Origin of the sequence: Streptomyces collinus, assembly GCF_031348265.1 — a bacterium.
Classification (GTDB): Bacteria; Actinomycetota; Actinomycetes; order Streptomycetales; family Streptomycetaceae; genus Streptomyces; species Streptomyces collinus.
The window spans coordinates 451,013-463,574 of the sequence record NZ_CP133771.1; the positions used below are offsets into that span (position 1 = coordinate 451,013).

11 protein-coding genes and 2 pseudogenes are annotated in these 12,562 nt (G+C 73.5%); 8 read left to right on the forward strand and 5 right to left on the reverse strand.

Annotated features, from left to right (window positions below):
* The first annotated feature begins 35 nt into the window (after positions 1–35).
* The 8 genes and pseudogenes from RFN52_RS02010 (at position 36) to RFN52_RS02045 (ending at position 8,909) form a co-directional block, all read left to right on the forward strand.
* Positions 36–923 (forward strand): STAS domain-containing protein, encoded by an 888-nt coding sequence (locus RFN52_RS02010; RefSeq protein WP_184854388.1) that lies wholly within the window; start codon positions 36–38, stop codon positions 921–923.
* A complete protein-coding gene (locus RFN52_RS02015; protein ID WP_184854387.1) occupies positions 920–1,339 on the forward strand; it encodes an STAS domain-containing protein in 420 nt (139 codons plus the stop codon). The genes RFN52_RS02010 and RFN52_RS02015 overlap by 4 nt, the downstream gene beginning before the upstream one ends.
* The gene (locus RFN52_RS02020) at positions 1,339–1,779 is read left to right on the forward strand and encodes an anti-sigma regulatory factor (protein WP_184854707.1); all 441 of its coding nucleotides are present in this window, start codon (positions 1,339–1,341) and stop codon (positions 1,777–1,779) included. The genes RFN52_RS02015 and RFN52_RS02020 overlap by 1 nt, the downstream gene beginning before the upstream one ends.
* Positions 1,779–2,249: pseudogene (locus RFN52_RS40215) on the forward strand (ATP-binding protein); the annotation flags it as partial. The gene RFN52_RS02020 and the pseudogene RFN52_RS40215, both read left to right, overlap by 1 nt.
* Positions 2,250–2,552: 303 nt before the next feature.
* Positions 2,553–3,272: pseudogene (locus tag RFN52_RS02030) on the forward strand (SpoIIE family protein phosphatase); the annotation flags it as partial.
* Positions 3,269–4,996 (forward strand): PP2C family protein-serine/threonine phosphatase, encoded by a 1,728-nt coding sequence (locus tag RFN52_RS02035; RefSeq protein WP_184854386.1) that lies wholly within the window; start codon positions 3,269–3,271, stop codon positions 4,994–4,996. The pseudogene RFN52_RS02030 and the gene RFN52_RS02035, both read left to right, overlap by 4 nt.
* A 217-nt stretch (positions 4,997–5,213) precedes the next feature.
* Positions 5,214–6,584 (forward strand): NAD(P)/FAD-dependent oxidoreductase, encoded by a 1,371-nt coding sequence (locus RFN52_RS02040; RefSeq protein ID WP_184854385.1) that lies wholly within the window; start codon positions 5,214–5,216, stop codon positions 6,582–6,584.
* An 84-nt stretch (positions 6,585–6,668) separates the two neighbouring features.
* Positions 6,669–8,909, forward strand: coding sequence for an FUSC family protein (locus RFN52_RS02045; RefSeq protein ID WP_184854384.1), 2,241 nt, complete (start codon positions 6,669–6,671; stop codon positions 8,907–8,909).
* A gap of 33 nt (positions 8,910–8,942) precedes the next feature.
* On the opposite strand, the gene RFN52_RS02050 is transcribed toward RFN52_RS02045, so the two are convergent.
* From RFN52_RS02050 to RFN52_RS02070, 5 genes are all read right to left on the reverse strand, one after another.
* Entirely contained in the window at positions 8,943–9,377 is a 435-nt protein-coding gene (locus tag RFN52_RS02050; protein WP_062924908.1) for a hypothetical protein, read from the reverse strand.
* Between the two features lie 28 nt (positions 9,378–9,405).
* Positions 9,406–10,242, reverse strand: a complete 837-nt coding sequence (locus RFN52_RS02055; RefSeq protein ID WP_184854383.1) for a DUF1206 domain-containing protein — start codon at positions 10,240–10,242, stop codon at positions 9,406–9,408.
* A gap of 135 nt (positions 10,243–10,377) precedes the next feature.
* Positions 10,378–11,235, reverse strand: a complete 858-nt coding sequence (locus RFN52_RS02060) for an ANTAR domain-containing protein (RefSeq protein WP_184854382.1) — start codon at positions 11,233–11,235, stop codon at positions 10,378–10,380.
* Between the two features lie 110 nt (positions 11,236–11,345).
* A complete protein-coding gene (locus RFN52_RS02065; protein WP_184854381.1) occupies positions 11,346–11,609 on the reverse strand; it encodes a DUF5133 domain-containing protein in 264 nt (87 codons plus the stop codon).
* 29 nt (positions 11,610–11,638) lie between these two features.
* Positions 11,639–12,502, reverse strand: a complete 864-nt coding sequence (locus tag RFN52_RS02070) for a SigB/SigF/SigG family RNA polymerase sigma factor (protein WP_184854380.1) — start codon at positions 12,500–12,502, stop codon at positions 11,639–11,641.
* Between the last annotated feature and the right edge of the window lie 60 nt (positions 12,503–12,562).

The following is a 12,562-nucleotide window of genomic DNA, read 5'->3' on the forward strand; positions in this document are numbered from 1 at the left end:
CTCGGTCGACGCAACGCGGATGAGGAGAGAACCAGGTGCCGGAGCACGAAGCGGACGGACAGCTCGCCACGCCCAGCCACGAGGTCAGGGACTTCCTGCACCGCCGGCGTGAGCAGATCGCCCAGCGGTGGGCGGACGAGCCTCTGTTCCGCACCGTGTTCACCGTCTCGCGCGACGAGGCGGTGGAAGCGGGCAAGGCCGTGGTGGACGCGCTGGCCCAGGTGGCCGACTCGGACCAGGTGGAGGACCCGGACGCCGCGGGATTCAGCGGCGTGCGCGAGCAGCTGGCCCGGATGGGTGCGGCACGCTCCCGGGCCGGACTGACGAACACCCAGGTCTCCAGCGAACTGGCCGCCCTGCGACCGCCCGTGGAGAATCTGCTGGCCGCCGATCTGGAACAGGCACCGCCCGAGCATCTGAGGGCCTGTTCGACCGCTCTGACCGTGCTGATGGGCACCCTGCGGCTGGTCGCCATGCAGACGGCGCTGAGCGAGTGGCAGGCGCTCAGCGACCGGCAGCGGATGCAGCTGATGGAGGTGGCCACGCCCGTGATCCGGCTGTGGGACGGCATCGTGGCCGTGCCCCTCATCGGGACGCTCGACAGCGCCCGCAGCCAGATCGTGATGGAGACGCTGCTGAACGCCGTCGTGGAGCAGCACGCGCGGTTCGCGATCCTCGACATCACCGGGGTGCCGACGGTCGACTCGCTGGTGGCGCAGCACCTGATGAAGACGGTCGCCGCGGCACGGCTCATGGGCGCCGAGTGCATCGTCTCGGGCATCCGCCCCGCCATCGCGCAGACCATCGTGCATCTCGGGCTCGACCTGGACGTGATCACGCGCGCGAACCTCGCCGACGCACTGGGGTACGCGTTGCACGAGCTCGGCGCGGACATCGTGAACCCGGGTGCGGGTCAGCGGTGAACGACGCCCGCCCCCGTCCCGTGACGGGCCACGTACCGGTCCTCCGGCTCGGCGACGTCCTGCTCGTCACGCTCCAGGGGGACCTGCACGACAGCACGGCGCAGCAGCTCCAGCAGGACCTCGCCGAGACCATCTCCCGTACCGGGGTGCGCGGAGTCCTCATCGACATCTCCGGTGTGGAGATCGTCGACTCCTTCCTCGGCCGGGTGCTGGCCGAGATCGCCGCGCAGGCCAAGCTGCTGGCCGCGCGCACCGTGGTGGCCGGTATGCGCCCGGCCGTCGCCATCACCCTGGTCGAGCTGGGGCTGACGCTGCCGGGGCTGAGCACCGCCCTCAGCACCGAGGCGGGCATGGAACTCCTCGCGCGGCAGGCCCCGGTGCGCCGTCCCGGCGGCCCGCGTCAGGAGAGTCCGTGATGCACACCGCCGCGGGCGTGGAGGCCTGCTTGCCCATCCGGTCGGACATGGACCTGGTATGGGTGCGACAGCACGTACGGCAGGCCGCCGCCCGGCTCGGCTTCGGCCTGGTGGACCAGACCAAGCTCGTCACCGCGGCCAGCGAGCTGGCCCGCAATACCCTGGTGCACGGTGGTGGCGGACGGATGGAGGCGACGCAGGTCGGCAGTGCGGGCGCGCAGGGCCTGCGGCTCGCCTTCACCGACGAGGGGCCGGGCATCGCCGACCTCGACCTGGCCCTGAGCGACGGCTACACCTCCGGCGGCGGTCTGGGGATGGGGCTGAGCGGCGCGCGGCGCCTGGTGCACGACTTCGACATCGACACCACGCCGGGGTCGGGCACCACGGTGCGGGTGACCTGCTGGGTGGGCCGTCCGCCGCGTCCGCGCGAGGAGGTCTGATGCCGCGGGTGTGGGACGTGCCGGTGCGCGACGCGACCCGGGTGCGCGACGCGCGGGTCGCGGCCGAGGGCGCGGCCGCAATGGCCGGGCTGGACGAGCGGCGGACCGCGGCGGCCGCGCTGGTCGCGACCGAGCTGGCAACGAATCTGCTGAAGCACGCCGAGGGCGGCCAGGTGCTCATCGACGTCGTCGCCCCGCCCGTGCTGCGGGAGGGCCGGGAGGGGTCCAGGGTGGTGCAGATCGCCGCGATCGACCACGGCCCGGGCATCAACGACGTCCCCGCGGCGCTGCGCGACGGGTTCTCCACGACGCGCTCGCTCGGCGCGGGCCTCGGCACGTGCCTGCGCCTCTCCGACGACTTCGCCCTGCACAGTGTTCCCGGCCACGGCACGGTGGCGGTGGCCCGCGTGAGTGCGACGCCCCGGGGCGGTGGGGCGTCGGCGCGGCCCGGAGGCACGGTGTCCGCCGGTGGACGGTGGCAGGGTGGCGAGCCGCCCTTCGGCGCGGTTGCCTGCGGCGGCCTGACGGGCCACGCGGAGGTGCCCGGCGCTGCGCCGGGCTTCCCGGGACAGGGCCCGGCGACGGCCGGCCGTGCGCGGGAGACGGAGCCGGGGTTCCACGGAGCACCGGGCCACGGCCTTCCGGACGCCGGCACACCGGGAAGCCGGACCGGCCTCCGGGCTGCCCCGGCGGACGACGGTACTCCGGGCACCCACGCGATGTCCCTGCGGGCAGCGGGCACCGCCGTGCCGGGCGACCGGACCGGCCCTCCGACCGGCAGCGGGTCCACGGGCGGGGCCCCGCGCAGAGCGGGGCGGGACGACCGCGCGGCGACGGCCCCGGGCCCCGGGGCCGCCTCGCAGAACCGTTCCTTGCCGGTCGCCGGTGTGCGGGCCGGCGGGGTGAACATCCCCTACGGCGGAGCCGAGTACTCGGGGGACGCCTGGGGCTGGGTCCGGGCCGGGGACCGGGTGACGTTGCTGCTGGCGGACGGGCTGGGCCACGGGCCGGAGGCCGCGCGCGCCTCGTCCGCCGCGGTCACGGCCCTGTACCGCTGGGCCCATCTCTCCCCCGCCGAGTCGCTGCGGCGGCTGCACGACGCGCTGCGGGACACCCGGGGCGCGGCCGTCGCCGTGGCCCAGCTCGACCTGTCGGCCGGGCGGCTGCGGTTCGCCGGCATCGGCAACGTGGGAGCGCGGCTGCGCACCGGCGGTGCCTGGCGCGCCCTGCTGTCGCGTCCCGGCATCGTCGGGGTCCACCGGCCCACGACCCTCCGCGAGGAGGAGGCCGACTGGTCGGACGACCCCCTGCTGATCCTGCACACCGACGGCCTGCCCAGCCGCTGGACGCCGCCGTCGGGCCCCGGGCCGGCGCCGGCCGACCCGGCCGTGACGGCCGCCGTGACGATACGTGACGCCAGCAGTCCCGCCCGGCCGGTGCGGGACGACACCGCCGTGGCCGTGCTGACCTCGACCCCGCCGGAACACCCATGATGCGCACTTGGCAGATCACCACCGTCACCGACGCGGCCCGCGCCCGCATCTCGCTCGCGCGCCTGGCCGCCGCGTACGGTGTGCCCACTGTCGAACGGACCCGGCTGGCCGCCGCCCTCAGCGCCCACCTGCGGCAGTGCCTCACCAAGGGCGGCACCTGGCGGCTGACCATGGACCTGGCGGGCTCCCCCGCCGAGGAGGGGCTGCTGCACGTCGTGGTGACCCCGTCGCCGGAGGCCTGCGCCGCCGGGGAGCCGCTCTGGGAGGTCACGGTCCCCTGCCCCGAGACGGCCGAGGCCGCCGAGGACGGCACCGTCGCCGCCGACCCCGCCGCACTGTCGGAGGCGCTGCTCGGCGCCGACGAGGACACGGCCGTCGTGCTGGACAAGCTCACCGAGCAGGAGGACCTGGTCTCCTTCCACCGCGAGGAGCTGCACCAGACCAACCAGGGCGTGCTGGCCCTGCACGCCGAGCTGGACGCGGCCGGGCGGGCCCAGCGTGAGGCCTTCGCCGCCGAGCGCAGCGCCCGCAACGAGGCGGAGAGCGCCCGGCGCAGGCTGACGTTCCTCGCGGACGCGAGCGCCGTGCTGACGGCGTCGCTGAATCACGAGGAGATCGTGCGCCGGCTTCCGGACCTGCTGGTGCCGGAGTACGCGAGCAGCGTCGACGTGTGGCTCTTCGACCACGAGGAGGACAGGCACCGGTCGGCACCGCATCCGGCCGCCGCCGTCGTCGCGGCCCGCACGGGGCGGCCCCAGTACGCCGCCGACCACCCGGGCAACCTGCCCGGCGTCGAGGACCAGCCGCCGTCGGCGCTGGATCCCGGGCGGCCGCTGCTGTGCGTGCCGCTGCCGACGCGACGGGCGCCGCTGGGGGTCCTGACGCTGTCGCCGCCCGGCGGGCGCTGGGACCCGGACGACGCGGTGATGCTGATCGAGCTCACCCGGCGGGCCAGCATCGCCATCGACAACGCCCGGCGCTTCGAGCACAACCGCGACATCGCCGAGACGCTGCAGCGCGCCCTGCTGACCGACCTGCCCGCCACGCCGGGTCTCAGCCTGGCCGCGCGGTATCTTCCGGCCACGCACGGGCTGAACATCGGCGGCGACTGGTACGACGCGTTCCCCCAGCGGGACGGCGGTCTCATCACCGTCATCGGCGACGTGACCGGACACGGTCTGCACGCGGCGGTCATGATGAGCCAGCTGCGCACCGCGCTGCGGGCGTACGCCGTCGACGGCGACAGCCCGGGCCGGCTGCTGACCCGGCTGCACCGGTTCCTGCACCACCTCCAGCCGGACCTGTACGCCACCGCCGTCATCGCCCGGTTCCACCCGGACGAGCCCACGCTGACCTGGGCCGCCGCGGGGCATCCGCCACCGGTACTGCGCCTGCCCGACGGCACCGTGCGCACCCTTGACGCCAAGCCCGGAGCGATGCTCGGCATCCCGCTCACCCAGGAGATCGCCGACCACACGGAGCAACTGGCACCCGGCTCGACGCTCGCCCTGTACACGGACGGGCTGGTGGAGCGGCGCGCGCAGGGCATAGACCCGGGTATCGAGCGGCTGGCCTCCGCGCTCGGCGGGTTCCGTTCCGCGGAGCTGGACGCGGACCTGGAGGGTTCGGCGGACCGGCTCCTGCATCCGCTGCTGAGCGATTCCGAGCGCGACGACGACGTGTGCCTGTTGCTGTGTCACGTCCGAGGTGACACCGGCTCCTGACGGCGGGTCCGGCTGGCCGGGTGTGCACGCGTTCTTCACTCCTGCCTGGTGCTTTTCGGCCACGGTGCGGGCATGGTGGTGATCGACGCGTTCGTCTGCCTGCCGCGTCCGGCTGGCGCGCCCGTGGGACACACGGTGGGATCGAAAGGGTGCGAACCAGCGATCCAGGGGCAGTCGGAAGGCGTTCGAGGCAGACCGCCTGGAGCCGCAGAAAGGGATGAACACCGTGACACGACCCAGGATCCTGGTGGTTGGCGCAGGCTTCGCCGGCGTGGAGTGCGTCCGCCGTCTGGAACGGAAACTCTCCCCGGACGAGGCCGACGTCACGCTGGTGACGCCGTTCGCCTACCAGCTCTACCTGCCGCTGCTCCCCCAGGTCGCCTCCGGCGTGCTGACGCCGCAGTCGATCGCCGTCTCGCTGCGCCGCAGCAAGAAGTACCGCACGCGGATCATTCCGGGCGGCGCCATCGGCGTGGACCTGAAGTCCAAGGTCTGCGTCATCCGCACCATCACCGACGAGATCGTCAACGAGCCCTACGACTACATCGTGCTGGCGCCCGGCAGCATCACCCGGACGTTCGACATCCCGGGGCTGACGGACCACGCGTTCGGGATGAAGACGCTCGCGGAGGCGGCGTACATCCGTGACCACGTCATCTCGCAGCTGGACCTGGCCGACGCGAGCCAGGACCCCGTGGAGCGGGCCTCGCGGCTGCAGTTCGTGGTGGTCGGCGGCGGTTACGCGGGCACCGAGACCGCGGCGTGCCTGCAGCGGCTGACGCACGCTGCGGTCAAGCGCTACCCGCGGCTGGACCCGGGGCTGATCAAGTGGCATCTGATCGACATCGCGCCGAAGCTGATGCCGGAGCTGGGCGACAAGCTCGGCAGCAGCGCGCAGGAGATCCTGCGCCGTCGGGGCATCGAGATCTCCCTGGGCACTTCCATCGCCAAGGCGGGTCCCGAGGAGGTCACCTTCACCGACGGGCGGGTGATCCCCACCCGCACGCTCATCTGGACCGCCGGGGTCGTCGCCAGCCCGCTCATCGCCACGCTCGGCGCGGAGACGGTCAAGGGGCGGCTCGCGGTCGCCCCGGAGATGAACCTGCCCGGCGACGACGGGGTGTTCGCGCTCGGCGACTCGGCGGCCGTGCCCGACCTGGCCAAGGGGGACGGGGCGATGTGCCCGCCCACCGCACAGCACGCGCTGCGGCAGGGCAAGCACGTCGCCGACAACGTCATCGCGTCGCTGCGGGGCCAGGCGATGAAGCCGTACGTCCACAAGGACCTCGGGCTCGTCGTCGACCTCGGCGGCACCGACGCGGTCTCCAAGCCGCTGGGCATCGAACTGCGCGGGCTGCCCGCCCAGGCCGTGGCCCGCGGCTACCACTGGTCGGCGCTGCGCACCAACGTGGCCAAGACGCGGGTGATGACGAACTGGCTGCTCAACGCCGTCGCCGGCGACGACTTCGTGCGGACGGGGTTCCAGGCCCGCAAGGCCGCCCGGCTGAAGGACTTCGAGTACACGGACGCCTATCTGACGCCGGAGCAGGTGCGGGCGCAGGTCGAGGGGTCCGGCCGGCCGGAGTAGGACCGGGCCGGACGGGAGCGTCCGCCCGTGGCATGTCATGCTGAGATACGGATCTTGGTGTGAGTCGGGAGAGAGTGCGGCGGTGTGAGGGCAGCGGGACGCACGGTGCGGGCACGACTGCGGGACCGGATCGCGGCGTCCGACCCCGGGCTTCTGCGCCTGACGGCCGGGCTGCGGACGGTCGGCGCGATCGCCCTGACCCTGCTCGTGCTCTCCCTGCTGCGGGCCGATGTGCACATCCTGGTGGCGGGGGCCATGGCGGCGATGGTCGCCACCTTCGCCATCCGCGAGAAGCAGCCGGCCGCACAGGCCGTGACGCTGGCGCTGGGGCTGCCGGTGGCCCTGGCCTCGGTGTCTTTGGGCGCGGTCCTCAACACGCGTCTCTTCGTCGGTGACGTCTTCTTCGTCGTCCTGATCTTCTGTGCGGTCTACGGCCGCCGGTTCGGCGACCGGGGCACCGCGCTCGGGCTGATCGGCTTCCAGGTCTACTTCCTGTCCCTGTTCGTCGGCGCCACGGCCTCCACCCTGCCCGCGTTGTGCGGTGCCCTGGCCGTGGCGTTCTGTTCCAGTGCCCTGATGCGGTTCGCGGTCGTGCCCGCGACGCCCACCGGTGTGCTGCTGCGGCTGCGCCTGGCCTTCCGGGCGCGGCTGGCGCAGCTGGTGGCCGCGCAGGTCGAACTGCTCGACGCTCCCGCGGACGAGATGGACAAGGCGCTGGAGGCCGTCCGCGAGGGCACCGCGCGGCTGCACGAGACGGCGATGATGATCCAGGGACGGCTGGAGGAGGGCACCCCGGACGAGTCTGCGGCGCGGCTGGTGCAGCGCAGGATCGCGGACGCCGAGATCGCCGCGGAGCGGCTCGGCCTGCTGCTGCTGACCGCCCGGACCGCCGAGCGAGCCGACACGCTCACCCTGCACCTGCCGGGCGCGCCCGCCCCGTCGCTCGCCGGGCCGGAGCTGCCGGACGAAGCGGGCGCCACGCTCCGCCGCGATCTGCAGGCGCTGCACGCCCTGGTGCTGCGGGCCGGCAGCGGCGACACCGGCACCGGGCTGGCCCATGTGCGCAACCGGCTCCTCGGCTACCGGGACGAGGAGAACCTGCCGCCCGCGTCGGCCGCCGTCCAGGACGTCTTCCGCGGCATCGGCGAGTCGGCCCGCGCAGTGCTCGGACTGCGGATCGCCCTGGACGGCCCACAGGACGAGTCGGACGACAGCCCCGCGACGGCCCGCTCCCGCGAGGAACTGGACGCCGAGGACGCCGCGATCGACGGCGGCGAGGGAGCGGAGCAGGAGGAGCAGACCGGGTTGCGGCGGCCCACCACGCGGGCGGCCGTGCAGGTCGCCGTCGGGTCCTCACTGGCCATCGTGGGCGGCGAGCTGCTGTCCACGCAGCGCTGGTACTGGGCGGTGCTGACGTGCTGGATCGTCTTCCTCAACACCGCGTCGACGGGCGAGATCCTGGTCAAGGGGTACCGGAGGCTGCTGGGCACGGTGTTCGGCGTGGTGGCCGGCATCGTCCTGGCCGGGCTGGTCGGCGGGCACACCTGGACGGCGTTCGCCCTGGTCCTGGTGCTGATCTTCGCGATGTTCTACACGGCTCCGCTGTCGTACACGCTGATGTCGTTCTTCGTCACCGCCATGCTGGGGCTGCTGTACACACTGCTGCACACCTACAGCCTCGACGTGCTCGTGCTGCGGATCCAGGAGACGGCGCTCGGCGCGGTCTGCGGGGTGGTCGCGGCGGCGCTGGTCCTGCCGGTGCAGACGGATCGCCGGACGAACGAGCTGCTCGGCACCGTGCTGGAACGGCTGGCCGAGGTCACCGAGGCGGCGGTCGGCCAGCTCAGCGGCGGACCGGCGGACGAACTGCTGGACAAGGCGCGCGACCTCGACCAGGCGCTGGCCGATCTGCGGGCCGCGACCCAGCCGCTGATCCATCCGGTCACCCCGCTGCGGACCCGCCGTCACACGGCCCGGTACGTGGTGGCGCTGCTGGAGACGTGCGCCTATCACGCGCGGACGCTGGCCGCGACGGCCGAGTTGCTGCCCACGCACCCCTCGATCGCTGCGGACCCGCGACTGCGCGGGGCCGCCGGGCGCACGGTGCGCAACATCGGGGTCATCGCGGCCCGGGTCGCCGACGAGCACGCGGGCGCGCAGGTCGAGACCGGGCCGAGCATCGCCTCCCTGCTGGGATCCGACGCCGGCACACCGCGCTACGGCCGCATCACCGACCGCGTGCTGCGGCATCTGGAGCGGCTGGACGAGGCCGTGGTCGGACTCGCCCGGCCGCTGGGCGTGCCGGTGGCGGCGCCCAAGGGGTGAGAGGCGCCCGCCGGCTTCTGCCGGCCGCTGCCGTCAGAAGTCCGTGGGCAGTCCGCTCACCTCGGCGATGCCCCGCAGTTCCTCGGTCTGCTTGTGCCGGTCCCGGATGTAGTCGGCTATCTCGCCGAGGCGGATCGGATCGGACGCGGTGGTGGCGTCCGTGACGATCCGGACCGGGCCGGTGTCGTCGACGTGGAGTTCGACCACTTCGTTGTCCAGGCGGCCGGTGACGGCGGTGGCGATGACGAGGGCCACCTCGTCACGGACCTCCTGGGGCAGCTCGTCGTCGGGCCCTGAGTCGAGCGCGAAGTCGAGGCTGGACAGGCGTTCCTCTTCGATCGCCTCGAGGACCGGTTCCACCGCGCGCATCAGAAGGCGGTAGTCCTCCGTGTCCATCCGGATGCGCAGGAGGTCCAGGTACACGTCCACGGGCCGGCCGTCGCCATGCGGAATCTCGGAATCGCTCATTGGCTTCGTGTTCCCCACGAGACGCGGCTCAGACGCGTCGCCACCGGGCCATGGCGAACGAGAACACTCCGAAGAGCACCAGCCCGGCCGCGACGCACACCAGCAGCCAGGGTCCGAGCGGGGTGTCGGCGAAGGTGCGCAGGGTGTCGTCGAGGCCCTTGGCCTTGTCGGGCTCGTAGTCGACGGCGGCGCGGACGGCGAAGATCCCCGCCACCGCGAACACCAGCCCGCGGGCGGCGCCGCCGACGACGCCGGTGACGTCCACGAGCTGCCGCGTCCGCCGGCTCATCTGCCCCAGCCGCAGCTTGTCGTGGTACTTGCGCAGCACCGCCCGTACGGCGATCCAGCCCCCGGCGCCGACGATCACGAGGCCCGCGGCACCGACCAGCCACTGGCCGGCGGGAATCTCCAGGGCCCTGGCCGTGGCGTCCCGGGACTGCTGGTCGCTGGATCCGCCGCTCTGGTGGCGGCTGGCCGCGAACGTCAGCACCGAGTAGGCGACGAAGACGTAGAAGGCGAAGCGGACCGTCGCCATCAGCCGCTTGCGGGCGCTGCGGCCGTCCTTGCCGACCGAGCCGAAGAGCGCCTCGGACAGCCGCCACAGGGCCATGCCGACGAGCCCGATGCCCAGCGCCCACAGCAGCACCGCGCCGAACGGCTTCTGCGCCAGTTCCTGCAGCGCTCCCCCGCGGTCGGCCTGCCGGCCGGTGTCGCCGAAGGCGATCTGCAGGGCCAGCGCTCCGACGAGCAGATAGATCACGCCCCGGGCGGCGAAACCCGCCCGTGCCGCCCCCTCGGTCACCGAACCCCGCGCCATCCGCCGGGCCCGGAACCGACCGCTCTGTGCCATCGCACTCGTGTTCATGTCGACCTCCCGGCAGTGCGGATGCCCCGGGTCGGCGTTCACACACCCTGCACAACGCCCGGACCAGGGGATTCCGCTTCCGCGCCGGGTGCCGGCGGCCCAGCCGTACGGCGCCGCGCCCCACCTGGAGCGGGCTCAGGACCGCCGGAACCTCGAACCGCGGCCTGCGCTACCGAGGGTGTGCAGGTGCTCCAGGGCGTCCAGGACCACCGTGCGGTCGTGCCAGGCGAGCCAGCGGCCGGCCTGGCCGCCCACGGTGTCGAGGGCCTTGGTCTGGGCGGTGGTCAGTCCGTCCAGGGGCCGGTCCATGTGGGCCGAGACCATGCCGACGCACAGCCCGGACTCGGTCGTCAGCGGGACGCTGTGGCACGCCCTGCTGCCCGCCGCGAGGATGGCCCGCCGGGCCGGTTCGGTGAACACCGGATCGCTCTCCACGTCACGCACGGTGACCTGAGAGACGTCCCGGGCGGCCCGGGCGCAGGACGTGCCGTCCTCGCCGACGTGGGCGAAGAAGTCGACGAAGTCGGCCGTGAGGCCGGTGTGCTGCTCCATGCGCAGCCCTCCGCGGGCCGGGTCGGGGAGCTGCACGTTGCCCATGTCGGTGCCGGTCACCGTCAGGGTGGACCGCAGCACGGCCTTCAGGACGGCGCCGCGGCTGCCGGACCCGGACCGGTGCGCCTGGGTGAAGGTCAGCTCGGGCTCCGGCCCGCGGACGCGCCGCGGGAACCACAGGGCGTCCGGCCCGTCGGGGCGCGGTGCGGTCACCAGGACTCCGGCCAGGGTGTGCAGCTTGACGTTGTAGCGCTGGGACGCCCGCTGCAGCAGCGCGAAGGCGCTCTCCCCGTCCGGCAGCGCGTACCGCTCCTGCAGGATGCCCTGCGCCTGCGAGATCAGCGGACGCACCCGGGCCCGGGCCCGCAGATCGCGCAGCTCGGTGCGCAGGCGCTCCAGCTCGCCGTCGTCGGCGCCTGCCGCCCGCCCCGCTGTGGACATGGAACTCCTAGGGTGTCGTCGTCTTGACGCGCAGGGGCCCGGCCGCGGCTTGTGCCGTCGGCCGGGCCTCGTTGCGCCTCGTCTCCCCCGGCGTCAGGGGCGCGCGGGGATCAGGCGGGCTCCGGGGCCGGCATGCGCGGTCCGGCCATCGGCGCCACGGGTTCGCGGGCCGGTGCGGGTGTGGCCGCGAGCAACTGGTGGGCGGCCTCCAGGGCGCGCTTGACGTCCCGGGTGCCGGTGGACACGCACAGCGTGTACGCCAGGTCGCGTGCCCGGGGGTTCGGCTCCGCCGGTCCGCGGGCGGCCTCGGCGGCCGCCAGGGCCTCGTACTCGTCGACGAGTCGGCGCAGCACGGCGGGGTGGGGCCTCAGCATGGTCGTTCGCTCCTCGTGGGGTCGGATGGTCAGGCCGCTGTGGAGGTGCCGCCGCTCCCCCGGTTGCCCGCCCGCTGCCCCAGGACCTCGTCGCGCACCCGGGCGCAGCTGCGGCTGATGAGGCGGGAGACGTGCATCTGGGAGATGCCGAGGTGGTCGGCGATACGGCTCTGGGTCATGTCCTCGAAGAAGCGCATGTAGAGGATGGCCCGTTCGCGTTCCGGCAGCCGGCGCAGGCCTTCCTTGGCGGACTCGCGGTCCACGACGACGTCGTAGGACGAGTCGGCCGCGCCGAGGGTGTCCGCGAGGCTGTAGCCGTCGTCGTCGGCCGAGAGCTCGGCGTCCAGCGACAGGGTGCTGAAGCTGTCCAGGGCTTCGAGCCCGGCGTTGACCTCTTCCTCGGTCAGGCCGGTGTGGGTGGCGAGGTCCGCCACGGAGGGCTCGGGGCTGCCCGGGTTCTGGGTGAGTTCACGGCGTGCCACCCGCACCTTGTTGCGCAGCTCCTGCACACGGCGGGGGACCCGCAGGGCCCACATGCGGTCCCGGAAGTGCCGCTTGACCTCGCCGGTGATGGTGGGGACGGCGTAACTCTCGAAGGCACCCCGGCTCGGGTCGAACCGGTCGATGGCCTTGACCAGGCCCAGTGCGGCGACCTGCCGGAGATCCTCGATCGACTCACCGCGGTCGCGGAAGCGGCCGGCGATGCGGTGGGCCATGGGCAGCCACAGGGTGACCAGTTCGTCGCGGACGGCCTCCCGCTCGGGACCCTCCTCCAGCTCCGCCATCCGGGCGAAGAGGGCGGCGGTGTCGGGGGCGTCGTCGTGACGCCGCCGGGAAGCGGTGGTCGTCGTTTCGGGCGTGCCGGGACGATGAGTGGGCGTTTCGATGAGCATGCGGATTCGCTCCTGAACGGTGGTTTCAGGGACTGACCGCGGGAAGGACGCTGCCCGGAT

Coding starts and splice junctions, on each gene's coding strand:
- RFN52_RS02040 (WP_184854385.1), top strand. CDS start 5,214: ATGAACACCGTGACACGACCCAGGATCCTGGTGGTTGGCGCAGGCTTC.
- RFN52_RS02070 (WP_184854380.1), bottom strand. CDS start 12,502: ATGCTCATCGAAACGCCCACTCATCGTCCCGGCACGCCCGAAACGACG.
- RFN52_RS02050 (WP_062924908.1), bottom strand. CDS start 9,377: ATGAGCGATTCCGAGATTCCGCATGGCGACGGCCGGCCCGTGGACGTG.
- RFN52_RS02055 (WP_184854383.1), bottom strand. CDS start 10,242: ATGAACACGAGTGCGATGGCACAGAGCGGTCGGTTCCGGGCCCGGCGG.
- RFN52_RS02020 (WP_184854707.1), top strand. CDS start 1,339: ATGCACACCGCCGCGGGCGTGGAGGCCTGCTTGCCCATCCGGTCGGAC.
- RFN52_RS02060 (WP_184854382.1), bottom strand. CDS start 11,235: ATGTCCACAGCGGGGCGGGCGGCAGGCGCCGACGACGGCGAGCTGGAG.
- RFN52_RS02035 (WP_184854386.1), top strand. CDS start 3,269: ATGATGCGCACTTGGCAGATCACCACCGTCACCGACGCGGCCCGCGCC.
- RFN52_RS02065 (WP_184854381.1), bottom strand. CDS start 11,609: ATGCTGAGGCCCCACCCCGCCGTGCTGCGCCGACTCGTCGACGAGTAC.